The organism is Ferrovum myxofaciens (genome assembly GCF_013181415.1).
Taxonomy (GTDB): Bacteria; Pseudomonadota; Gammaproteobacteria; order Burkholderiales; family Ferrovaceae; genus Ferrovum; species Ferrovum myxofaciens.
This window is the reverse complement of the sequence record NZ_CP053676.1, coordinates 2,467,168-2,489,554: the sequence shown is the minus strand read 5'-3', so window position 1 is coordinate 2,489,554 and position 22,387 is coordinate 2,467,168. Positions and strand designations below refer to the sequence as shown.

Annotated in this window: 20 protein-coding genes and 2 pseudogenes; 16 read left to right on the top strand and 6 right to left on the bottom strand. The window is 55.8% G+C overall.

The window, feature by feature from the left end:
• Nucleotides 1–53: 53 nt before the first annotated feature.
• The 5 genes and pseudogenes from HO274_RS12330 to HO274_RS12310 form a co-directional block, all read right to left on the bottom strand.
• Nucleotides 54–977, bottom strand: coding sequence for a hypothetical protein (locus tag HO274_RS12330; RefSeq protein ID WP_273120092.1), 924 nt, complete (start codon nt 975–977; stop codon nt 54–56).
• A 92-nt stretch (nt 978–1,069) separates the two neighbouring features.
• A pseudogene (locus HO274_RS12325) lies at nt 1,070–1,324 on the bottom strand (IS1634 family transposase); the annotation flags it as partial.
• Entirely contained in the window at nt 1,248–2,042 is a 795-nt protein-coding gene (locus HO274_RS12320) for an ImmA/IrrE family metallo-endopeptidase (RefSeq protein WP_273122315.1), read from the bottom strand. The pseudogene HO274_RS12325 and the gene HO274_RS12320, both read right to left, overlap by 77 nt.
• Nucleotides 2,043–2,149: 107 nt before the next feature.
• Nucleotides 2,150–2,497, bottom strand: coding sequence for a helix-turn-helix domain-containing protein (locus tag HO274_RS12315; RefSeq protein ID WP_273120089.1), 348 nt, complete (start codon nt 2,495–2,497; stop codon nt 2,150–2,152).
• Nucleotides 2,498–2,515: 18 nt separating this feature from the next.
• A complete protein-coding gene (locus HO274_RS12310) occupies nt 2,516–2,851 on the bottom strand; it encodes a 4a-hydroxytetrahydrobiopterin dehydratase (RefSeq protein ID WP_273120086.1) in 336 nt (111 codons plus the stop codon).
• A gap of 260 nt (nt 2,852–3,111) precedes the next feature.
• Between HO274_RS12310 and HO274_RS12305 the strand changes: the two genes are divergently transcribed.
• The 11 genes from HO274_RS12305 (at nt 3,112) to HO274_RS12255 (ending at nt 14,244) form a co-directional block, all read left to right on the top strand.
• Nucleotides 3,112–4,338 (top strand): hypothetical protein, encoded by a 1,227-nt coding sequence (locus HO274_RS12305; protein WP_273120083.1) that lies wholly within the window; start codon nt 3,112–3,114, stop codon nt 4,336–4,338.
• The gene (locus tag HO274_RS12300) at nt 4,335–5,258 is read left to right on the top strand and encodes a hypothetical protein (RefSeq protein WP_273120081.1); all 924 of its coding nucleotides are present in this window, start codon (nt 4,335–4,337) and stop codon (nt 5,256–5,258) included. The genes HO274_RS12305 and HO274_RS12300 overlap by 4 nt, the downstream gene beginning before the upstream one ends.
• Nucleotides 5,259–5,429: 171 nt before the next feature.
• On the top strand, nt 5,430–5,678 hold the full coding sequence (locus HO274_RS12295) for a DNA-binding protein (protein ID WP_273120078.1): 249 nt from the start codon (nt 5,430–5,432) through the stop codon (nt 5,676–5,678).
• A 10-nt stretch (nt 5,679–5,688) separates the two neighbouring features.
• A complete protein-coding gene (locus HO274_RS12290) occupies nt 5,689–6,033 on the top strand; it encodes a hypothetical protein (protein WP_273120076.1) in 345 nt (114 codons plus the stop codon).
• Nucleotides 6,030–7,049 (top strand): ParB/RepB/Spo0J family partition protein, encoded by a 1,020-nt coding sequence (locus tag HO274_RS12285; RefSeq protein ID WP_273120074.1) that lies wholly within the window; start codon nt 6,030–6,032, stop codon nt 7,047–7,049. The genes HO274_RS12290 and HO274_RS12285 overlap by 4 nt, the downstream gene beginning before the upstream one ends.
• Entirely contained in the window at nt 7,042–7,359 is a 318-nt protein-coding gene (locus HO274_RS12280; RefSeq protein ID WP_273120069.1) for a hypothetical protein, read from the top strand. Before HO274_RS12285 ends, HO274_RS12280 begins: the two co-directional genes overlap by 8 nt.
• A 2-nt stretch (nt 7,360–7,361) precedes the next feature.
• Nucleotides 7,362–8,435 (top strand): hypothetical protein, encoded by a 1,074-nt coding sequence (locus HO274_RS12275; protein ID WP_273120068.1) that lies wholly within the window; start codon nt 7,362–7,364, stop codon nt 8,433–8,435.
• A 3-nt stretch (nt 8,436–8,438) separates the two neighbouring features.
• On the top strand, nt 8,439–9,983 hold the full coding sequence (locus HO274_RS12270) for an SPRY domain-containing protein (protein WP_273120065.1): 1,545 nt from the start codon (nt 8,439–8,441) through the stop codon (nt 9,981–9,983).
• Between the two features lie 2 nt (nt 9,984–9,985).
• Nucleotides 9,986–11,359, top strand: a complete 1,374-nt coding sequence (locus HO274_RS12265) for a DUF2163 domain-containing protein (RefSeq protein ID WP_273120062.1) — start codon at nt 9,986–9,988, stop codon at nt 11,357–11,359.
• Nucleotides 11,356–11,784, top strand: a complete 429-nt coding sequence (locus HO274_RS12260; RefSeq protein ID WP_273120060.1) for an NlpC/P60 family protein — start codon at nt 11,356–11,358, stop codon at nt 11,782–11,784. Before HO274_RS12265 ends, HO274_RS12260 begins: the two co-directional genes overlap by 4 nt.
• Before the next feature lie 3 nt (nt 11,785–11,787).
• Nucleotides 11,788–14,244: a phage tail protein gene (locus HO274_RS12255; protein ID WP_273120057.1), complete on the top strand. Its 2,457-nt coding sequence runs from the start codon at nt 11,788–11,790 to the stop codon at nt 14,242–14,244.
• Nucleotides 14,245–14,381: 137 nt separating this feature from the next.
• Here the strand turns inward: HO274_RS12255 and HO274_RS13645 are convergent.
• Nucleotides 14,382–16,211, bottom strand: a pseudogene (locus HO274_RS13645) (IS1634 family transposase).
• 360 nt (nt 16,212–16,571) lie between these two features.
• Here HO274_RS13645 and HO274_RS12235 point away from each other — a divergent pair.
• From HO274_RS12235 to HO274_RS12215, 5 genes are all read left to right on the top strand, one after another.
• On the top strand, nt 16,572–16,802 hold the full coding sequence (locus HO274_RS12235; RefSeq protein WP_273120045.1) for a hypothetical protein: 231 nt from the start codon (nt 16,572–16,574) through the stop codon (nt 16,800–16,802).
• A gap of 218 nt (nt 16,803–17,020) precedes the next feature.
• Complete coding sequence (locus tag HO274_RS12230; RefSeq protein ID WP_273120041.1) at nt 17,021–17,227, top strand: helix-turn-helix domain-containing protein; 207 nt, start codon at nt 17,021–17,023, stop codon at nt 17,225–17,227.
• A 22-nt stretch (nt 17,228–17,249) separates the two neighbouring features.
• On the top strand, nt 17,250–18,884 hold the full coding sequence (locus tag HO274_RS12225; protein WP_420537366.1) for an ATP-binding protein: 1,635 nt from the start codon (nt 17,250–17,252) through the stop codon (nt 18,882–18,884).
• A 219-nt stretch (nt 18,885–19,103) separates the two neighbouring features.
• Complete coding sequence (locus HO274_RS12220; protein ID WP_273120034.1) at nt 19,104–19,415, top strand: hypothetical protein; 312 nt, start codon at nt 19,104–19,106, stop codon at nt 19,413–19,415.
• 170 nt (nt 19,416–19,585) lie between these two features.
• The gene (locus HO274_RS12215) at nt 19,586–22,384 is read left to right on the top strand and encodes a type I restriction endonuclease subunit R (protein WP_273120031.1); all 2,799 of its coding nucleotides are present in this window, start codon (nt 19,586–19,588) and stop codon (nt 22,382–22,384) included.
• Nucleotides 22,385–22,387: the final 3 nt, after the last annotated feature.

Sequence of the window (22,387 nt, the reverse complement as noted above, 5' to 3'; positions counted from 1 at the left end):
ACAATGCCGCATAATCAAAAACTACCCTATTCACAATTCCAAACCAAAACAGACTAGGCATTGTCTGTTGTCCAGTGCCATTCTTTAGCTTCATACTGTTCCAGTATTCCGTGTTCGGCAAAACAGTCAAACATGATATGTTGATCACTTTTATTCCTGATTTTATCTAATGCCAGAAATTTAAATACCCCTTCCCGAACGGATAAACAGGATTGCACGAATGGCGTAATCCCATATTGGTCATAATGGATTGACGAAGCTCGGCGTTGTAACCACAACTCAAATGCAAAAGGGAGCTGCGCAACTTTTGGTTCGTGGGTAACGATATACCACGATAGTGAAGGGCAATAACCGTGGCGTGTCGCATGCAAAAATGAATACCACACCAAAGCAAAATCGCTGCCCGATAAATTGATTTGCTGATTAGGATTTTCATCGTGCCTTCTTCCCATAGGGAAGTTGGTATTGTTCTCGATTATTTCAGGATTCTGATGCAATTGATTTTCCGGGCCTAAAACGTCTGATTTGTATAATTCTAATATTTCCGTACAAGCCTGTCTGTTGGCCACATGATCACATTCCGCAAAGCCTCCCACTATAAAATAGATATTGCTATCATACAGCCACCTTAATTTCTGCATAGGCGCAATATCCTGTTCAGGCGTTAATATGCGCGACTGAGAAAAATTACATGCCGTGGTAATTAGCACTTTGAAAGCGGGGTCCACTAGCAGTGCTTGATATTGCGCCGAAGCAAATCCTTCTTTAATAAGTATCTCGATGGCTCGACATATCACCGTCAGGCCCATCCCAATATCTGTTAATAAAGATTCGGGTATGTATCTCAAGCCCTTTGGCAGGTCCTTTTCTTCTTGGAGTCGCATCCTGATCGCATGAAGGTGCTGAGCCGGTTCTTTATCTTCAACATCCACTTGCAAAACGTCCAAGGCAAACGCTTCAATACAGTATCCGCACATTTCTGTTTCCTTTTATGTGTTCGTTAGCCCGAGTTCGACACTTTTTTGCGTAACCGATTGTATTTGAACGATATACATGTTAAAAATTGGCACTACAACACGATTTTTGAGGGTTTTGGCAGATTGACCGTGTCGAATAGATCCTTTTGTTCAGATGTCAGGGTGGTAAGCCCTCTGGCTGATTGTTTGCGATGGAGTGTGACCTGATGATACTGAATTCTGCGTACCACTTCCAGCATCCGGTTCGGGAAATAGGGGCTGTTCCTGGCCTTAAGGCGCATTCGGAGTACCCGGTACAACACCAGAGCCAGAAAGCAGATCATGGCGTGAGCGCGGATCGAACTCGGGAACAATAAGTAGCGACAGCACCCGCTCAAAGGTGTCCGAGGTGTGTTTCATTTCACGGAGCATTTCACCTTCCGTGGCATTTTTGAACCACAGATTGGCCTGAACCATCTCCCCATCAGAACATTGACGAACGGAACTGTTTGCCGCGAGAGTGCCTGGGAACGGTTTCATCGGCTCATCCAGCGAAGACTCAATCCACAAGCGTTGCCTTTTGGCCGACTCGCTCCGAGACCAACGCCGCATCATCCCGTTGTCCCAGTAGACGAACACTGCCCGTTCAGATGTAATCTCGATGACGCGGATACACATGGCCTCGAACGACACCCCATAAAACTCAGCCAACTCGCTGATCAGGGTGAAGGTAATTGGAGTTTTTTCGATTCGGGAACGGACATGGTTTGCAGGCATGAGCAGGTAGCTTGCAAACTGATTGGCTTGGGCCTCAATGTTGGTATCGCCGGTGTCCTTTTCAAGAATGACACCGGGACCACAGCGGAATTCATCCTGCTTCTGAGAATGCAGAATGTAGTGCCCAATCTCATGCGCTTTCGTGAAGCGTTGTCGTTCTGGTGTTGCATTGATGTTGTAAGTCAGCCACCACTCCCTGGAATTATCCGGATTTCTTTGCAGGAAACCATCAATCCCCTTCCAGGCAGCACCATGGATCCGGGTAATCGGATCGTTACGGCCATAATTCAAATGACAGTTTTTTGCCATCGCGTCGACATCCACAGGAAACCGGGCATCCCCCCAGGGCTCAATCCAGCGGGAAATTTTAATGGCCTCTTTTGCCCCAGTCATGTCCATGGTCTTGTCATTCCAACTCACTTGTCTTTTTGCTTCCTGAAAAACTCCAGCATCTGCCGATAGGTTTCCCGATCTTCTGCATCCATGTTCATGTAATTCCGGAAAAACATCACATCCTCCGGATTGGCCTCTCCGCCCAACGCTTCAGATGGTGCTTCACCCAGTAAGTCCTGAAGGGTAATGCCCAGAGCCTTGGCAAGATTGTTCATTACGGTGGCCGAGGTACGCTGGGTACGCTGTTCAGGGTTGTTTTCCAGGGTCCAGATATAACTTTTTGAAACGCCCACGGCCTCTGCCAGTTGCTCCATCGTCAATTTTCGTTCCTGACGCAACCGACGCAACCGATTGCCGAACGGGGTATTCACTGTTTTATCTCCTGGCTGTCATGTTATTAAGGCATTCACCTTGGCGGCGCAGATGAAATCATTTTCCGATAGCCCATTGATGGCGTGCGTCGTAAATGCCACATGGCACTTGTTATAACTCACCGTCATGTCCGGGTGATGATCTTCGCGATGTGCCAACCATGCCACCGCATTAACGAACGCCATGGTCTGGTAATAGTTCTTGAACTCAAAGGATTTTCCAATGGTTTGGTCGTGCTGCACCCAGCCGTCAAGCTGTTTCATTAACGTGTTGATCTCGCTTTGCGGCAGCGGGGGGATGCCTCCTTCGCAGGGCTTGCATTTCTTATGGGTCAACGCACAGATTTCGCTCATAGTTTTCTCACTTGAGGGAGTAAAACACACTGATTTCCACAAAATACCACAATTGAGAACTATAGGGTTAATGGTGGTTGACACGAACAATGAGAAGTGTAAAATTATTCGAGAGTTCTCTGTTGTTGTACCCGTGTCTTACTTAAGACATTTACGATGCAAGGCGGCTCTTTGACTAACCCAAGCTTGGGACCCGCCGCCGCAACCACCATTGGGGGCCGTTGCCGACACTACCTGGCGCAAGAAACAGGAACTGACCGATGGTAAATTTTCGTGGTTTTCTGCGCAATCTCCCCCTCAACACCGACCTGATGCGAGATTTTCTGGCCGAGCATGTCTTTGATGCCAGGGACACAGTAGATTGGTCGGCAGATGAACCGGCGCTGGCAGCAGTTCTCGCTGACGCCATCGAAGCCCACCCCGACACCGCCGTTCGAGACGACCTGATCGCCGCTATCGAGCAGGTGGCACAACTCGCCGATGACGCTGGCTCGCGCCAGATGATGGGTGTGTGCAGCGCCGATCCCGAAATCGCGAATGCCTTCCAGAACCTGGAGTCACCGGAGGAGCGGGCACTTTGGCTCTATGTGAATATTCCGGGTAAATTCAATGAGGCCATCGTTGCGCGCTTGTTCGATGAAGGGCTGGCTCGGGATTCATCTCAACGCTGGACTCTGCCGGCCTGTCCAGACCTGAAACTTGACCAGGACTCGCTAAACGCCATCTCGGCAACCGTTTCGACCTTCTACCTCAAGCGGTTCGGCTACGGCCGCCACCACAAACCTTACGTCGTCCCTCGACACATCGAGGGCAGTATCCTCCTGGTCATCGACTTTTCCGACCACGCTTGCAATCGTGCCCGTTGGGAACATGGAACTCTTCGTCGCGGTCCGTTGATCCTTTCCCGCACTTCGGTGCTCAACTTCCACCTGGCCACGGGACGCACTGAAACTGTCGCTCCTGGGGGCGCTGAAGCACAGAAGGTTCTGGTCGAGGCATTCACCGAACACGGCCTCAAGAAAAAAGGTGGCGCGTTGCAAATAAACCGCCAGGTTTACCACCTGGATTCGCTGCTGGATGGTGTGGACATATTCGATCGCGAAACCATCGGTATCGAACAGCCTCGTCTCAAAAGCATTGCCGTCCTTGATATGGGCTCAGGGCTGCGCAGCACCTTCGAGGTCATGGGGCGAGGGAATCGCGCCTCGGCGGAAAAACTGCTCAAGACCGCCTACCCGGCTGACAAACCTCTGAAACGCCAATGGCAGATCGTCGGCGCGCTGATCGAACTGCCTTTTTATCCCGAGGTAGGGCGCAGGGGCGCGAACAAGAAAACCCTCCCGCTGCGGTTCAACCGCAAGGGGCAAGCCAATCTGCACAAGTTCTCAGAGGCAGAACGTCATTTGATCGAACCGCTTCTTGTGGAGTGGGGTTTGGTGGATGCGCATAAAATCGAGTCCAGACCACCAATGAATGTCATGCCATGAGACCTGTCGCTCCACGGGCGCTGTCCATGCTGGTCAGTACGCTGGAAGAGCCTGATGGAAAAATCGTGGAAGATTCCCTTGATACCTCGGATCGGGATGCATTTCTGGCATTGAGGGAGTACGGCCTGATCAAGGCCACCCAGGATGCGCCATTGGCCCTATGCCCGTGGTGTGGCGAACACGACATCGAACCCCGCAGGATGGACAAAATGCTTCAAGGCCTGTGTCCTGAATGCGGATATATTCCCATCACGAATGCCTCCCTGAAGGCGTGGTCAGCTGATCCGGAGTGGCTTCTTGTGCAGTTGCGATTGGCCCTCGGGATTGCCTCAAGGCAAACTTCCGAAGAATTGGTACCCGGCACCTTATGGAAAGTGGGCGACCACAGGCAGAACCAGAAAGTGTGGCGCATCCTGCTTGCTCGACGGCTCTCGGATCACGCTACCAATCAAGCATTTCGCGCTGCACTGGTCGAGAAAGTTGAACGCGATACTGCTGTGATCATCAGTACCACCTCTAAATCCCTGGCGCTGGTGAGCGACCTCTCCTCGCCCTATGTCCATCTGGCCGAGATCGTCCATTTGCGCAGTGGGAAGTTGGAACTGGACAAAAACCGATGGGACTGGTGCCTCAAGCCCGCTCATCTGCGTGATCATGATGCCAGTACGGTTTTCTTCGAGAATTTCCGGCTGGCGGTGCTCGACGGCGAGGAATATGAGTTCAGCATTCATCAGGGAGCGGTGTTCTCTTACCTCCATGCAGCCCAGGGTGGCAAGTGCCACAAAGATTCCATCATGGAGGACATCAACTCCTCACAGAAAAACCCGGCGGAAATTTTCCGTCACAATCCACGCCAGATGGAGGGGTTTCAACGCACCGTCGAATGGAATGACTTCGGGTTTTACTGGCTGAAACGATAACTTCCCTCCCCTTCCTCTGACATCCTCCCTGCCTCGCCTTGTGCGGGGCAGCGTCATTCCGGGCATCAAAAACCGCAAACTACAGATTTCCCGCCGGGAATCCCGCCGGTTTTCCCTGACCTGTGCTCCAGTATTCGTATCACCAACTCAACTTCTTCAAAGGAGAAAAAGGTGATACCGAAACCCATTTCCATGCCCGAGGTGAATACCGGGCGCCGCTACTTGAGCGAGCATGAACTCGCCAATCGCTGGGGTCTGTCCCCCAAGACGCTCCAGAGATGGCGCAGCCTTGGTGATCGGGGCCCTCTGTTTGCCAAGTTCTCCAAGAAGGTCGCCTACCCTCTGGATGGCCAGGGCGGAATCCTTGACTGGGAACAACGCGTCCTCTACCGCTCGACCTCCGAACGGGCTTTTGCCTGAGGGGAATGACATGAACAAAATCGTGATACCCCACTTGGAAATGCAGGATCTGTCTGTCGAACAGATCGCCAATTTATCTCATCATCACTTGCAGGAACTCCATGTTTCTCTGGCCGAACTGACGACCTGGGTCGAACGCGCCCATGAAACCCTTGATGCCGCCCTGGAGCAACGGTTTGGAGAAAAAGGTCGTGAAGCTCTCAAAAAATCCAACCGTGGCTTCGGCGTGGTCCATTTTTCTGACGGTCCACTCCGCGTGACTTACGAGGTACCCGAAGAACAGTTCGCTCAGACCCGCACCATCAAACCCATCAAAGCGTCCTTTCGGCTCGCGCTCATAGGGGAGGATGCATGATGAACGAAATGGAATTTCATCCAGTGAGCGCACTTTTCCCGGAACTACCAGAAATCGAGTTTGAGGCGCTGGTGGCCGACATTGCGCAGAACGGCTTACGGGAGCCGATTCATGTGATGGGCAAGGCCATCATCGATGGTCGGCATCGCTACCGCGCCTGTCTTGTTGCCGGAGTCGAGCCGCAGTTCATACAGGTCGCTGAAAACGCTGATCTGAACGCCCTCGTGATCAGCCTCAATCTGCGTCGTCGGCATCTGTCCGAGAGTCAGCGGGCGATGGTCGCCGCCAAACTGGCAAGTATTGAACGGGGTCACTTCCATGGGAACCAGCATGTGGTATCGGCAAATTTGCCGATACCAACGCTCCGGCAAGGCGCTGCGGCTGATCTGCTCAATGTTTCGGAACGTAGTTTACGTAATGCGCGAACAGTTCAGACCAGCGGGATTCCAGAACTCGCCAGCGCCGTAGAGCAAGGCGATATCTCCGTCTCGGCCGCAGCCGCTGTCGCGCGTCTACCGGAATCGACACAGCAGGAAATCGTACGTCGCACCCCTGACGAAATCCGCTCCATCGCCCGTGAGGTGCGAAGTCGCATCCACGACGCCGGTGTGATTGGTACTTCGGCGGTACGCATCTTTGACAAGGTTGCCGAGGAGAAGAAACTCACCGGTATCGAACAGTGTGCCGTGGTCTATGCCATCAAGGCTGACACTCCCGATCTCCCCACGCCATCCGAGGCACGTCGTATCGCCATCGCGGGTGATCCAGGGTTGATGGTGCTGGCTTCCGATGGTCGCTACCACACGGCGCCGGGGGACCCCGAAGAGAACGCCCGCTTCGAGCGCTGGCTCGTCCTGCGCGAAGGGCTCGAACCCCTTGGCACCCTGCCGTTCCCACCGATTGAGGCTTTCGCCTCGATCCCGGCCTATCAACAACAGAATGTCACCGCCTGGCTGGCTCACGCAGTGCCTTTCCTCAATCAACTGAACCAACTCTGGAGCCAAAGCCATGCGTAATCCTGATCTCACCCAATTGCGGGAAGCCGTGCGCGCTGAAATTGTACAGGCCTTCAAAGCCGTGGGCTTTGCCAGGCCCCGTGATATTGCCCGGCAGGTCTGCGCCACCCACCCGGAAATCATCTCTGCCGCTACCATCGTTTTTCCTGCGGCGACCGCTGGCTCGGAAACCGAAACCTTTTGGGGAATTGGGGTGGCTGCCACCGGGGTTGGCACGCTGCTGTACTCCGGTGCCATTACGCCCGGCATCGTAGTGTCCAACGGGGTGACGCCGGAACTCACTACATCCTCCACCGCCACGGAATCCTGATCATGACCACCACTGTCACCCTGTATCAGAGCACCGATGCTTCAGCCCCGGTGCTCACCGGTGCTGTGGGCTCGCTCGTGGCCTTGCTCGATGCCTGCCTCATGAATGGTTACGGAACCAAGGCCGGAGCTGGCTGGACCATCGCTTATACGGGGACCAATCAGCGGGTCTACAAGATGTCGACCACCTTGGGAACCGGCAATTCGCTCTTCGTGGATGATTCCGCCACAGTGTCAGGTTCCACTCCAGAGGAAGCCTATCTCACCGGATTTGAAGCGCCTACGGGGTTAGGGACGGGTACCGGTCAGTTCCCCACGAGCGCCCAGTGCGCCCTAGGGATGGGCGCGGTGACCTGTCGCAAAAGCACGACCGCTGACACCACCCCACGGCCCTGGACTCTGGTGGCGGATCAAACCTGCTTTTACCTCTTCACCGTCAGCGGGGATTACTTGAATCCCTTTGGTCCCATGGCCATTGCCTTTGGGGACATCTTCTCGTTCAAATCCAGTGATGCGTATCGCACCATCCTGATCGGGCGCAATGTCCAGAACAACGGCAACAGCGCCTTCGAGAATTTTGGTGGCTTGCCACAAAATTCTGGTACCTGGCTCCTCAGCGGTTCCACCATGGCAGGGCACTACATGGATCGCAGTTGGACAGGCGTGGGTGGCTCTGTGCCGGTGTCCAAATTTACCCTGAACTTCACCAACAATGGCGGAGGTGTGGTGAATTCTGGCGTGGGGGCAGGTTCCTCCATGTATCTCAATGGCAACAGCCAATCCTCCCTCGGGGGCGGTATTCCCAACATGGGCGGCCTGCAGATGAATTACCCCAACGGACCTGATGGCGGTCTTTACCTGAGTCCCCTCTGGATTGGGCACAATGGCTCGATCCGGGGCTATTTGAAGGGCCTGTGGGCACCATTGCACAACACGCCGCTCAATCATCACGACACCTTCACCGGAACCGGTAATCTTGCCGGCAAAAGTTTCCTGGCCCAGAATATTCTCGGCGGGACCAACAACACCGGGTGGGCCGGGCAGGTGATGGTGGAAACCTCTTCCACCTGGAGTTGAGCCATGGCTCTTGCTCTGGTTCAAAGCGCCTTTGCGCGCAACAATGGCAGCCCCACCACCGCGACCCTGGCGGCAGTACCCACGCTCGGAAATCAGATTCTCGTGATTTATGTCGGGCGCAATGCCAGTCTGAGTCTCTCGCCCGCACTGGCGCTGGCTGAAATCGACCAGGGGAATTTCAACAGTTACCAGGGCACCCAATGCTGGATTGGCCCGGTCACGGCGGGGATGGGTACGACTTTCACGGTTTCCGGCATGAATGACTGGGGCAATCTCGCGGTCTTCGAGATCAGTGGAGCCGCTTCCAATCTCAATGTACTGGCCAATGCCTGCGTAGGGACGGGCACCACTGTGACTACTGCCCCACTGACTGCCAATGCGGATCCCAATGGCCTGAATCTGCTGGCACTGGCCTGGGATAACGGGGTGGGTGTTTCCACCGTCCCCACCGGCTGGACCCTGCTCTCCCCCACCACCTGGCAGAATACCGGCAATTATCACAATGGCGCGATCCATGAGATCCCCAATACCACTGCCGGGGTCCAATCCATCACCTTCAACGGGAGCATGGATGCGCAGGGAGCCGTAATGCTCAATGTCCAACTGTGGACACCTGCCGGAGCCCCCAGCATCGGCAAAACGCTCTGGGATGCCAACAATCATGGCGCGGTGGGTTTCTCGGACGGAAGTCTGATCATCGGCGGGGGCCTGATGGCCTTCACCTATGCAGGCACCGGCAACATCCGGGCCAACCGACAACTGACCAGTGCGCTTTCCTATTGGGAAGTCACGGTCAGCCAACTCCCCTCCTCCATGTCCCTGGGGGTTTGCACTGGCAGCTTCAATATCACAGGAACCACCCTGCTCGGCGTTGACAGCAACGGCATCGGTTTCGAGCAAAATGGCAGTGTTCTGCTCAACAATGCAATTGTGGCAACCTTACAGCCCTATGCCCAGGGTAATGTGGTGCAGGTCGCCGTGGATCTTGCGAATCGGCTCATCTGGTTCAATGTGAACGGGGGCAACTGGAATAATGCCGCCGCCAATAATCCAGCAACCGGGGTGGGTGGGATCAGTCTGTCAGGAATGTCGGCCTTCAGCAGCCTGTACCCCGCCTTCGGTGCGCAGGTGGTTTCCTCTGACCCCACGGGGGTGGCCAACTTTACGGGGCCCTTTGCTTATACGCCTCCTGCCGGGTTTGTGAGCGTGGATCTCACCACAGTGGGCTCAACCGTTAACCTGGGGCAATTTGTCAGTGACGCGATGAGTGCAGGAGCCAACGGCCCCAGCCAATATGCGCCCTTTGGAAATGGCCAGTTGGGAGGCAGCGGCCACATCTCCGGCACCGTTCAAAATAATGGGGTTGCCGCTGTCCAGATCGTTCGGCTCTATGACGAGCAATCGGGCTGGCTGTTGGGGGAGGCTGTCTCCGACCCGACCACCGGGGCTTATTCGATTTCCGGGATGGGGCGCACTCAGGTCTATGCCGTGGCCTTTGATACGCCCAATGACAATGCGCTTATTCTCGATAACCTGACCCCGGTGTAGCGATGTCCTATACGCCTGCACTCGGGAATGCCGCCAACTTTGATTTTACGGTCAGCGGCTATACCCCTCCGGCGGGGAATGGAACCTCGTTCTCGTTCTCCACCGGCTCCTCTGGCACCGTGGCCACTGGAGCCGGATCTATTCTGGGCAAAGCCGTCGTTTCCGGCATCAGTTCCGAAATCACGCGATCTCAAGGGAACATTGCCGGTCAGTCTGCCCTCAGTGGGGTCAGCGTTGCCGGTTGGCACGGCACGATCACGGGGCGAGCAATCCTGTCCGGTTCAGGTGTCGCAGCAAAGCCTGCGCTCGCCACCCTTGTGGCCAACGCCACTGTGACTGGGGTGGGTCACGCTCTGGCATCATCGACGGGGAGCGTCCAGGGCAAAGCCACCTTGAGCGGTGTCAGTCAGGCAGGTTACCACGGCAGCATTGCGGGACAGGCACAACTCTCCGGAGTGGGATTGGCCCGGCGGTTCGTGACAGGCGCTGGGGCGATACAGGGCAAGGCTCTGCTCTCCGGGTCTGGATTAGGTGCCAACGCCCTCAAAGTTTTACTCGCCACCCGGCAATTCGTGATGGCCGATCTCTTTACCCTCACCCTGGCCCGCACCGGGCAGACGATCAATGTCACCAATATCGACCGCCCCGTGTGGTGGAATAACACCTTCTATGACCCCTATTCCCTTGCCATCGAGGGGCTGCAATTCAAAAAATCCGTGGGTCTCTCAGTGGATGAGCAAAGCCTCTCGATCAGCGCCACCCGCGATCAACTCATCAACGGACAGCCGTGGTTCGATGAGATTGCCAATGGACTGCTGGATAATGCCGAAATTCGTCGGGAACGGGTGTTTGCCCCGGACTGGAATTCGCCTCCGGTGGGTTCGGTCATCCTGTTCGATGGCATCGTCTCCACCATCGATTCCCTCACCACGACCCAGTGCCAACTCAAGGTGAAAAGTTATCTCAGCCTGCTCAATCAACCCATGCCGCGCAACAGTTGGCAAACCTCCTGCCTGCACACCCTCTTCGATGCGGGATGCAAACTGTCCAAAGCCGCCTATCAGGTGAGCGGACAGGTGGGAGCAGGTTCCACGGTCAACACCCTCAATTGGAGCGGGGCGACTTCCGGCTATTACTGGCAGGGCATGATTTCGTTTACCTCGGGCCCCAACATGGGGCTCTCGCGCACCATCAAACTGGCCACTGGTAATCAGTTGATGCTCCACCTGCCCCTGCCCTGGATGCCAGTCGCCGGGGATTTGTTCTTTGCCTACCCCGGCTGTGACAAAACTTATTTGACCTGCCAGAACCGTTTTAACAATACCGCCCACAATCGCTCGTATCCTTACATTCCTTCTGCTACCCTTGCCCTATGACCCCTGAACAAAGACAAGCCGTTGTGCGTGAAGCCCGGACCTGGGTCGCCACTCCCTATCACCATGGGGCCGATATCAAAAATCATGGAGTGGACTGCGCCATGTTTCTGGCCCGTGTTTATAGTGCCGCCGGGGTGGTCCCCTTCATTGATCCCCGGCCCTATCCGGTGGACTGGCATTTGCACCATTCAGAGGAGCGCTACCTCGAGACCATTGCGCCCTATGCCCAAGAAATCTTCACCTCTCCCGAACCGGGAGATTTCCTGCTGTTTCGTTATGGGCGGACATTCAGTCACTCGGCCATTGTGATTCGTTCCCCTGCCGTGATTCATGCCCACGCCCAGGAGCGTGCCGTGGTGTGGGGGGATTTGACCCTCTTTCCTCTGAAAGATCGGCTCTTCCGGGTCTTTACCGTAAAGGCTTAAACCATGGGGGGATTGTTAGGGCATACGGCGGCAGGAAACAATGCACAGCCCAATTACACCCAACTCAATGTCCAGACCTCGGCCACAGGGCTCCCCATCCCGATCATCTACGGGGCCCAGAAAGTCAGTGGCAATCTGCTCTGGTACGGGGATTTCTCCAAGAATCCGGTAGGCGGCAAAGGCGGTGGCAAGGGAGGTGGAAAAGGCAGTGGGCAATCCACCTATTCGGCTTCCGTCATCGTGGGCCTCGGCGAAGGGGTAGTAACCCCGGCGGTGGCCAGCGTGATCTTCACGACCTATGGTATCCAGTCCAGTGGCGTGAACAGCGCCCTCTACACCGATCTGGTGTCAGTCTATGGCGCTGCCACTGTTTACGGCACCACCCCTTCCAGTGCGGGATCGGGAACGGTTTGGGTCAACAAGGGCATGACCACTCTCGCGAACCTCAGCGCGGCCCTCCTGAGTGGGGCACCGGGTCAGGCACCTTGGGGTTATCTCACCTCCGTTCATCCCGATCAGGCTCTGCCTTATCCGGATACGGCCTATATGGCCATCGCCAACCTGAACCTCGGTTACTCGCCGGATCTGCCGGTGATGTGGCTGGAATGTTTCGGGAATCTCAATAGCACCTGCACGGCAGGTACCCCGGATGCCGATCCTGCTCAGGTGATCTATGACTTTCTGACCAATCCCACCTATGGTGCGGGGTTCCCGAAGTCGAAGATCGACCTCAACACGTTGGTGCTGGCGCAGAACAGTTACCAGAAGTATGTGGGGGCCATGGGCATTGGCTTCAGCGTTTTCATGAACCAGCGCCGTCCCGCCATCGACTCCCTCAAGGAATGGCTGCAGGTCACCAACACGGCGGCCTTCTGGGCTGACGGAGTACTCAAATTCATTCCCTACGGGGATGTGACCTTCTCTGGCTATGGGATCACCTATACAGCCGACACCGGGATCAAGGCGTTTCTGACAGATGACGACTTCGTGGAGGGGGGGCATGGGGATTACCTCAAGATCAGTCGTTCCGATCCGCTCGATGCCTTCAATGACTGGAAAATCGAGATCAAGGATCGCTCCTATGACTACAATGCCAACACGATCGAGGCCAAGGACCAGGCCAGCATCGATGCCCTGGGACAGTTATTGCCCTCGGGGGTGCGCCTCGCCTCTCCCATCACGGCGCATTTCCTGGCCAATAGCTCCATGGCCACCATGTGCCTGGAGTTGATCAAGAACCGGCAACTTTATATCCGCAACTTGTACGAGTTCGCGGTGAGTTGGGCCAATGTGCTGATCGAGCCCATGGATATCGTCTCCCTCACCAGCGCCAACATGGGTCTCAATGACAAACTGGTGCGGGTGCAGAGTATCGCAGAACAAAGCGATGGCAGCCTCAAGATCCTGGCGGAAGAATACCTCCCCGGCGTGGGCTGGTCCGTGGCCTATCCGCAGCAAGGAAGTCAGGGGTATATTCCGAATTCGATGATCGCACCAGGCAGCATCAATCCTCCGGTAATCTTTGAGCCCCCCGCCGTGCTGTGTGGAGCGGCGGGCCCGCAGGTCTGGATGGTGGTCAGTGGCAACCCGGCCACCTGGGGTGGTTGCACCGTGTGGTCCTCCACGGATGGGGTGAGTTACGCCAAGATCGGCACCATCAGTGGTCAAGGGATTCAGGGAATCCTGACAGCCTCGCTGGCAGCCTACAGCGGGACCAATCCCGACAACAGCGACATTCTGGCCGTGGATTTGAGTGAGTGCACGGGAGTTCTGCAACCGGTTCCCACGGGAGGCGCGGCCCAAGGCCTGTCTCTGTGTTTCGTGGACGGGGAACTGATGGCCTATCAGAACGAGGCGCTGACCACCGCCAATCACTACAATCTCACCACCCTGTACCGGGGAATGTATGGCACCGCCGCGTCCTCCCATCCGGCAGGGGTGCAGTTCGCATTTCTGCCCAGCACCACCACCTTCAAGTTCACCCTCCCCACCAACACGAGCCTCATCGGGCAGACCATCTATCTGAAATTCCAGAGCGTTAACCTCTACGGCTCGGCCACCCAGGATATTTCCACCTGCACGGCCTATCCCTACACCGTCACCGGCCTGGGGAGCCAGATCCCCTTCACCATCCAGGCATCCGCATCCGGCACCCTGACCGCCAACCAGTCGGTGCTGAGATATATTGCAAGCAGCAGTTTCTTCATCCCAGCAGGGCTCACGGGCACCACGGCATCGGAAGGCACCGCGGCCACAGCCACGACGACATTCACACTGGCCAAGAACGGCACAGCGTTCGGGACTATCGCCATATCATCCAGTGGAGCCGTGACACTGGTCGGTGCGAGTCAGACCCGTTTTGTGGCAGGAGATGTTCTGACGGTGACCGCGCCAGCAACACCCGATGCAACGCTGGCGAATGTGGCATTTGGGATTGGGACGGTAAAAACGGGCATTTAAAATCCCCTATAGGGGATCCGCAAATCCCTCGCCTTTAGGCTAGCCCATGTTTAACGCAGAGAATTTAATTTCTTTAACTATCAGTTTGTTACGACCACAAAAAAATCGGAGTGGCACTACATGCTCGTAATTTTGGTTTAACTGATCAGTTTTTTCGTTCCTCCTGGAGCCGGGGAAACTCCCAGTGCCCTGTAAATTTTCATCAAATCCGGTTCGGCTACGGTGCATTTTCGCACATTCAATGTGCGCCCATCACGTTGTTGGAATGAGGCGGTGACGCGCCGCTGCACGCTCATCGTTTCGCGTAGGCTGGCCCAGTTTTCGCGGATGTCTGCTTTCTTCAGTTTCGCTCGTAGCACCTGTACGGCCTGATAGGCCAGCACGGTGATGAAGAGATGTCCATCTGCGCGATCCTCTTTCGAATGATAGACCGGACGCAAACCCAACTCGCTCTTCAGGCTGCGGAATACGCTCTCCAGATCCGTCAGCATCGTATAGGTACGCCACAGTTTTTCTTCGTCCCAAGTGGTCTCGTTGCTGCGCAGGCAATAGATGCCGGGATGCGTCGCCATCGTGCCATCCACCGGCACCTTTTTCCATGCCAGACCCGTGACCAACTTGCCAGATTCATCCGCGATAAGTTCGACTTGGTAATGCTGGCTGGCTCCCCGGCTCTTCTCCTTGAGGCGACCAATGCGCTCCAACAACTTGCCATAACGCTTTTCGCCACGCGGCTTGGCAAGCCCTTCGACGATCTTTTTCAACCCGGCCTCAAAGCCCGTGGCAAAGCGCTCGACCATGGCGCTTTCTTTCTTCTCGCGGCCCAGGGAGTGACAATATAAACGAACTTCTTTGCCGTCCTCGCTGATCTCTTTCTGGATGCGCAAAGGATCACCCCCCGCAGTTTCAATGCTGATGACCTGGGTTTCGTCGAATTGCCTCACCCTGTCACGACTGACTACCAAATAGCGATAACCGTGTTCGATCAGCCAGCCGACATTGGCTTCAGTCGCAATTCCCCCGATCCATGATGACCAATGCGCCTTGTGGTGCATTCAGACCCTTCAAGATCACCTCCAATGTGCCGCATTCGGCCACATTACCTGCAAAGGTTTTGGAGCGGCGCACAAAGCCGCTGCCATCAAGCACCAGGCCCAGTGTCACCAGAGGGCAGTCGCTACGTTTCTCTTTTGAATGCCCCCCGTTGCGCTTTTTTCATTGCCCTCGACATCACCCTCAAAATAGGTGTTGGTCAGGTCATACAGGGTTACCGTCTCATCCAGACCAAAAAGCGTCTGGACGGCAGAAAAGATATGGTCTTCAATGACCTGGCGGTGCTTCATCAATACATCAGAAGCGTGGTACAGGCGTGTGTGTGGCATGGCTTCAAAATCGAAGTCGATCAACTCGCCCAGCGCACTGTGCTGTTGCAGCCAGTTCCATGTCGCCAACTCCGATGCCGGTTTGGTCATGCGTCCGATTACATTGCCCAGAATCGCCGCGCGCATGACACCATTGACCCCCAGTTCGCTCAGTTTCTCGACAAAGCCGAGTTGCGACAGGGCATATAGCCCCAGACTCTCGACGCCGACCGAACGCGGTTTCATCAATTGCAATGAGCCGATATCCACTTCCTGGAAATCGTGCCTAGGAGTATCCGTGGCCGCCCCCGATTCGCTTGCTATATCCTGTGGCATCTCAATCAGGCGTCCAGCATAGCGTTGCGCGGCTTTCTCGATGGCTTCCGGAACAGTGTCCTGAATCATGACGGCCTGACCACCAATCAATTCTTCAATACGCCGACACAGCAAAGGCCAGTCTTCCTGCCGGATGGGAAAATGCCTCCCCAAATTCAGCAAGGTAACTTGACGCACCTTGCCACCGATGCGCTCCGTGCGCACGAGTCGATGGGTGAAGTAGGACTCCCCGGTGGCTTTGTTGTTGGTTCTGGTTTGGCGAATAAACATTCTACGATGCTACCAGAAAAGCAAGGGGTTTTAGTGAACATTGCAAAATATTATGGCACTACACAGAGATATCGTCAAAAACAAAAAACGCGAATACTTTATAATCAATGCATTATAGAAATTAATTCGGAAAAATTGTCGATATTTTCGCTTATTTCGTTAAAGGCGGGCTAGGGTCGTGTTAGTCATCTCTGAAAAATCCGTTTTTGGTCGCCGTAACCATTTCATAGTGTTTTGTACTGCATCACGTTGGCCGTGGCACCATGAATTCTGGAAGCATGACAGTTTTCTGACCTTACTCCCCAATAACCCCCCAAACATACCTGCCATAGGTCCAAAAATCAGGCGCAAAAATGGCGGATGCCATACTTCAGGATCATTCGCATCAGCCACCGATGGAAAAGTCAGGTTTCATGGCGGTTTACTTCACACGAAGATCTCCAGAAATTCGTCCGGCTCGGTCTCAACCCGCCCGAGATCGCCGATGTGGCCCCAATGTATGGCATCGGGATCATGATCGAAAGAGTCGGCAGCGAGTTGTTGCAGAGCCGTTCCAGTTTGACGGCGATGGCGGTGGCACGTGCGAGGTAGGCTGTCGAGGGCACATCTGCTTGGTGTTCATCGTGGGCTCTGTGATGTGATTGACGAATGCCACCATTCACGCGCTGATCTACAGGTAAACCAAGTTAATCAGCGATTCATTTCGCTTCAAAGGATAGTCCGCGCATGCCAGACATGATAAATTATAGCCTTTGCCACTGCTTACGACTTTATGCGACTAAATCAACCGCTGCCGCCAGAGTTGCGCCATGAGTGAGCCATGGGTTTCGGTCGAGCAGATCGCCGAGCATCTCGGGGTGACACGGGACTCGATTTATCGGTGGATCGATAGTAAAGGCCTACCAGCGCACAGGATTGGGCGGCTGTGGAAGTTTAAGATTTCCGAGGTGGATGATTGGGTGCGTGCTGCTGGTGCCGACGAAAGTAAAAGTCAGACCGGAGGCAGCAGACCATGAACAATACATGGGAGGATATTGCTTGAGTCAGGAAGGGCAACTCCTCGACCAGAAGTCATTGCGGTCTGTGACCGGCAAAAGTGCTGACTGGAGCGAGTTGGTCAAGGACTGCATTGCCTTCGCCAACGCGACGGGTGGCCGCCTGCTACTCGGCATCGAGGATGAGCAGGACCAACCGCCCGCAGGCCAGTTAATCCCTGCCGATTTGCCTGATACCATCCGGCGCAAGATAGCCGAACGCGCCGTCAATGTCAGCGTGTTGCCTGACGTGGTCACTACGCAGAACGGCAGCCAGTACATTGAGTTGCGCATCCCCCGCGCCATCGCGGTGGCCTCCACCACTGATGGCCGCTACTTCCTGCGCGTGGCCGATCAGAGCAAGCCCGTCACCGGTGATGACGTGCTCCGACTGGCGGCGGAACGTGCAGCACTACCGTGGGAAACCCAGGCCACGCTGCTGGTGCCCAGATCAGCGGCCGACCCGGACAAATTCGGCAGACTGGTCAAGACGCTGAGGGCATCGGATCGTGTCAAAGCCTCGGTCAAGGAAAAGACAGAGGATGAGTTGCTCGACCACTACCAGCTCGCGCAAGGTGGCACCCTCACCAATCTGGGCATCCTTTGCCTCGGTCGCCAGCACCACCGAGCCCAACTGACGACAGCACCGGTTATCCAGTTCATCAAGTACGACGAGCACGACCAGAAGGTGAACAAGTTGGTGTGGGATGACCACACACTGAGCCCAATGGAGTTGATTGAAGCCGTCTGGCAGGAGGTTCCCGACTTCCGCGAGCACTACGAATTGCCCGACGGCCTGTACCGCCAGAACGTGCCCGCCTTCGATGAAATCGTGGTGCGTGAATTGTTGGTCAACGCCTTGGTACACCGCCCCTACACCCAGCGCGGCGACATCTTTCTGAATCTGCACCCGGACCGGCTGGAAATCGTCAACCCCGGCCCACTGCCTCTGGGCGTGACGCCACAGAATGTACTGCACACCACCGTGCGCCGCAACGAGCATCTCGCCCGCCTGTTTCATGACCTGAAGCTGATGGAACGCGAAGGCAGCGGCTTCGACAAAATTTTCGAGGTGCTGCTCTCACAAGGCCGCCCCGCACCAGAACTGATCGAAACCCACGACCGCGTGCAGGTCACCGTGCGCCGCCGCATCCTCAAGCCCGAAGTCATCAACTTCATTGCCAAGGCTGATCAAACTTACCAACTCACCCAGCGCGAACGGATTGCCTTGGGCCTGCTGGCGCAGCACGATGCGCTGACTGCCCGCGAGTTGACCGCTACGCTGGAACTGCCATCGGTCGAGGCGCTGCAGCCCTGGCTCAAGCGCCTACTGGACTGGCAACTGGTACAGAGTGCCGGGCGCACCCAGTCCACCCGCTACTTCATTGATCCAGCGCTGTTACGCAATCTGGATTTTGTTGGCGGCACCACGCTCAAGCGCATTGAGCCACACCGACTGCTGGCGTTGATTGTGGAAGATATTGGGCGTTACCCGCAGTCCAAGATCGGTGACATTCACCAGCGCATCGGTCTGGAGATTCCGCGCTCGCGTATCCGGCGTGGTATTGAACAACTGCTCAAAAACGGCAAGTTACATTCAGAGGGAGTGCGAAGTGGCACACGTTACCGTCTCCCGTAACTTGGCTCAAATCCCGGCCTATCGGCCAGAACCAAGCCAAACCATTGCGCCAAACGGCCGAGAGCATGCCGTAAGTCTTTGTCAGGTCGCCATTTTCGGTTTGGCTCAGTTTCGATGCTTGAGCCAAACCAATGGACGATTCGGATCACCAACAAAATACGGGGCAGGCCGGATAATATGCAGCGCACCCCCTGCAACAACCATTCGCAGGATTCGCCCATGAGCACCAGTTTTCAACAACTTGCCAATTTCATCTGGTCCGTGACCGACCTGCTGCGTGGCCCCTACCCCCCGCCGCAGTACGAAACGGGTGAAACCACTCTCAAGCGTATTGAGCCGCATCGCTTGGCCGCGCTGGTACTCGAAGACCTGCAGCGCTACCCTGAGTCCGCCATCAGTGACATCCACCAGCGTATCGGTGGCGAGATTCACCCCAAGCAAGTCAAACGCGCGCTGGAAGAGTTGATCGAGCGCGGCGCGGTGCGTTTTGAAGGCAACAACCGCTGGCGGCGGTACTGGGCGGTGACATGAACATGCTATCGGACAACTTGCGCCTTATCGGCGATAGCTGGGCGATAGCGGTTGGGCGATACGCCGGCGCCGGCCCGATGAATCAAAAATTTCTATCGACCACAGACGACCAAGCATGGGCGATAGCGATGCCGCACGCACTGCGCAGCCGATTGGGAGAGCGGTAACTCATGACCAAATCCGAGGCACAAACCCGGTCAGAGCTGATTGACCAGCAACTCGCCCAGTCCGGCTGGGACGTCAAAGACCCAACGCAGGTCGTCGAGGAATTCGACATCTTGACCGCCTTGCCCGAAGGCGTGGCCGAACCACGTGCCCCCTATGAGGGTCACCAGTTCAGTGATTACGTCCTGCTGGGTAAAGACCGCAAGCCACTGGCGGTGATCGAAGCCAAAAAAACCAGCCGGGATGCAGCCATTGGACGCGAGCAAGCCAAGCAGTATTGCTACAACATCCAGAAGCAATTGGGTGGTGAGCTGCCGTTTTGCTTCTACACCAATGGCCACGAAACCTATTTTTGGGATCTTGAGAATGCCCCGCCGCGCAAGGTCATTGGCTTTCCCACGCGCGACGATCTGGAGCGCTTCGCCTACATCCGCCGCAATCGCAAGCCGCTGACGCAGGAGTTCATCAACACCTCGATTGCCGGTCGTGATTACCAGATCCGCGCGATTCGCTCGGTGCTCGAGGGCATTGAGCAGAAAAAACGCGATTTCCTGCTGGTGATGGCCACCGGCACCGGCAAGACCCGCACCTGCATTGCCATGGTCGATGCGCTGATGCGCGCAGGTCACGCCGAGAAGGTGCTGTTTCTGGTCGACCGTATCGCACTGCGCGAGCAGGCACTGGCGGCATTCAAGGAGCACATGCCCAACGAGCCACGCTGGCCCAATGTGGGCGAAAAGCTGATTGCCAAAGACCGCCGCATTTACGTTGCCACCTATCCCACGATGCTCAACATCATTCGGGACGAGGCACAGCACCTGTCGCCGCACTTCTTCGATTTCATCGTCGTCGATGAGAGCCATCGCTCCATCTACAACACCTTCGGCGAAGTGCTCGACTACTTCAAAACCATCACACTGGGTTTGACGGCCACGCCGACCGACATCATCGATCACAACACCTTCCGGCTTTTCCATTGCGAAGACGGTCTGCCGACCTTTGCCTACACTTTCGAAGAGGCCGTGAACAACGTGCCGTCTTACCTCTGCAACTTCCAGGTCATGAAAATTCAGACCAAGTTCCAGATGGATGGCATCAGCAAGCGCACCATTTCGCTGGAAGACCAGAAAAAGTTAATCCTGCAAGGCAAAGAGGTTGAAGAAATCAACTTCGAAGGCTCGCAGCTCGAAAAGCAAGTGATCAACAAGGGCACCAACACCCTGATCGTCCGGGAGTTCATGGAAGAAGCCATCAAGGACGCCAATGGCGTGCTGCCGGGTAAGACCATCTTCTTCTGCGCCACCATGGCGCACGCCCGGCGCATGGAAGAAATTTTCGACAAGCTCTACCCGCAGTACCACGGCGAACTGGCCAAGGTGCTGGTCTCGGACGATCCGCGTGTGTACGGCAAGGGCGGCTTGCTCGATCAGTTCACCAACAACGACATGCCGCGCATTGCCATCAGTGTGGACATGCTCGATACCGGTATCGACGTGCGCGAGATCGTCAACCTCGTCTTCGCCAAACCGGTCTATTCCTACACCAAGTTCTGGCAGATGGTCGGGCGCGGCACGCGTTTGCTGGAAACCAGCAAGCCCAAGCCCTGGTGCCTCGAGAAAGACGTGTTCCTGATCCTCGACTGCTGGGACAACTTCGAATACTTCAAGCTCAACCCCAAGGGCAAGGAACTCAAGCCCCAGTTGCCACTACCCGTGCGGCTGGTGGGCCTGCGCCTGGATAAAATCGAAAAGGCCAACGACAGCGGCGACGCTGATATCGCCGCGCGGGAAATTGCCAAGCTGCGCCAGCAGATTGCCGCGCTGCCCAAAGAATCGGTGGTGATCAAGGAAGCCGCCGCCGCGCTGGCGCGTCTGGAAGACGAAAACTTCTGGATCAGCCTCACCCACGACCGGCTGGAATTCCTGCGTGCCGAGATCAAACCGCTGTTCCGCACCGTCTCCGATGCCGACTTCAAGGCCATGCGTTTCGAGCGCGACCTGCTCGAATACTCGCTGGCCGTGCTGAACGAAGACAAGGAACAAGCCGAAACCCGCAAGGCAGGCATCGTCGAACAGATCAGCGAACTGCCGCTCTCGGTCAGTTTTGTGAAGCAGAAAGAAGCGCTGATCCGCGCTGCGCAAACCAGCCACTACTGGGCCAAGGCCGATGAAGATGCCTTCGACGAACTGGTCGCCAGGCTCGGCCCGCTGATGAAATTCCGCGAACAAAGCACCGGCCAGGAGCAAACGCATCTGGATCTGGCTGATGAGTTGCACAAAAAGGAATGGGTGGAATTCGGCCCGCAACACGAGGCCGTGAGCATCACCCGCTACCGCGAAATGGTCGAAAGTCTGATTGCCGAGTTGACCGAGCACAACCCGGTGCTGCAGAAAATCAAGAACGGCGAGGTGGTCAGCGTGATTGAGGCCAACGAACTGGCCGAACTTTTGCACGAAGAGCACCCGCACATCACCGAAGACCTGCTGCGCCAAGTCTACAAAAACCGCAAGGCGCGCTTCATTCAGTTCATTCGGCACATCCTGGGCATCGAAGTGCTCAAGAGCTTTCCGGACGAGGTCAGCGCGGCGTTTGACCAATTCATCCGCGCACACACCACCCTCAGCAGCCGGCAGATGGAGTTTCTTAACTTGCTGAAGAACTTCATCATCGAGCGCGAAAAGGTGGAGAAGAAAGACCTGATCAATGCTCCCTTTACGGTTATCCACCCGCAGGGCATCCGTGGCGTGTTCAGTCCGGCCGAAATCAACGAAATCCTGCAGCTGACCGAACGGTTGGCTGCCTAAAAA

Excerpts from the sequence above, each read along its gene's own strand:
- HO274_RS12330 (WP_273120092.1), bottom strand. The coding sequence starts at position 977 with ATGTGCGGATACTGTATTGAAGCGTTTGCCTTGGACGTTTTGCAAGTG.
- HO274_RS12320 (WP_273122315.1), bottom strand. The coding sequence starts at position 2,042 with ATGGCAAAAAACTGTCATTTGAATTATGGCCGTAACGATCCGATTACC.
- HO274_RS12310 (WP_273120086.1), bottom strand. The coding sequence starts at position 2,851 with ATGAGCGAAATCTGTGCGTTGACCCATAAGAAATGCAAGCCCTGCGAA.
- HO274_RS12305 (WP_273120083.1), top strand. The coding sequence starts at position 3,112 with ATGGTAAATTTTCGTGGTTTTCTGCGCAATCTCCCCCTCAACACCGAC.
- HO274_RS12300 (WP_273120081.1), top strand. The coding sequence starts at position 4,335 with ATGAGACCTGTCGCTCCACGGGCGCTGTCCATGCTGGTCAGTACGCTG.
- HO274_RS12290 (WP_273120076.1), top strand. The coding sequence starts at position 5,689 with ATGAACAAAATCGTGATACCCCACTTGGAAATGCAGGATCTGTCTGTC.
- HO274_RS12285 (WP_273120074.1), top strand. The coding sequence starts at position 6,030 with ATGATGAACGAAATGGAATTTCATCCAGTGAGCGCACTTTTCCCGGAA.
- HO274_RS12280 (WP_273120069.1), top strand. The coding sequence starts at position 7,042 with ATGCGTAATCCTGATCTCACCCAATTGCGGGAAGCCGTGCGCGCTGAA.
- HO274_RS12275 (WP_273120068.1), top strand. The coding sequence starts at position 7,362 with ATGACCACCACTGTCACCCTGTATCAGAGCACCGATGCTTCAGCCCCG.
- HO274_RS12270 (WP_273120065.1), top strand. The coding sequence starts at position 8,439 with ATGGCTCTTGCTCTGGTTCAAAGCGCCTTTGCGCGCAACAATGGCAGC.
- HO274_RS12265 (WP_273120062.1), top strand. The coding sequence starts at position 9,986 with ATGTCCTATACGCCTGCACTCGGGAATGCCGCCAACTTTGATTTTACG.
- HO274_RS12260 (WP_273120060.1), top strand. The coding sequence starts at position 11,356 with ATGACCCCTGAACAAAGACAAGCCGTTGTGCGTGAAGCCCGGACCTGG.
- HO274_RS12255 (WP_273120057.1), top strand. The coding sequence starts at position 11,788 with ATGGGGGGATTGTTAGGGCATACGGCGGCAGGAAACAATGCACAGCCC.
- HO274_RS12235 (WP_273120045.1), top strand. The coding sequence starts at position 16,572 with ATGCCATACTTCAGGATCATTCGCATCAGCCACCGATGGAAAAGTCAG.
- HO274_RS12230 (WP_273120041.1), top strand. The coding sequence starts at position 17,021 with ATGAGTGAGCCATGGGTTTCGGTCGAGCAGATCGCCGAGCATCTCGGG.
- HO274_RS12220 (WP_273120034.1), top strand. The coding sequence starts at position 19,104 with ATGAGCACCAGTTTTCAACAACTTGCCAATTTCATCTGGTCCGTGACC.
- HO274_RS12215 (WP_273120031.1), top strand. The coding sequence starts at position 19,586 with ATGACCAAATCCGAGGCACAAACCCGGTCAGAGCTGATTGACCAGCAA.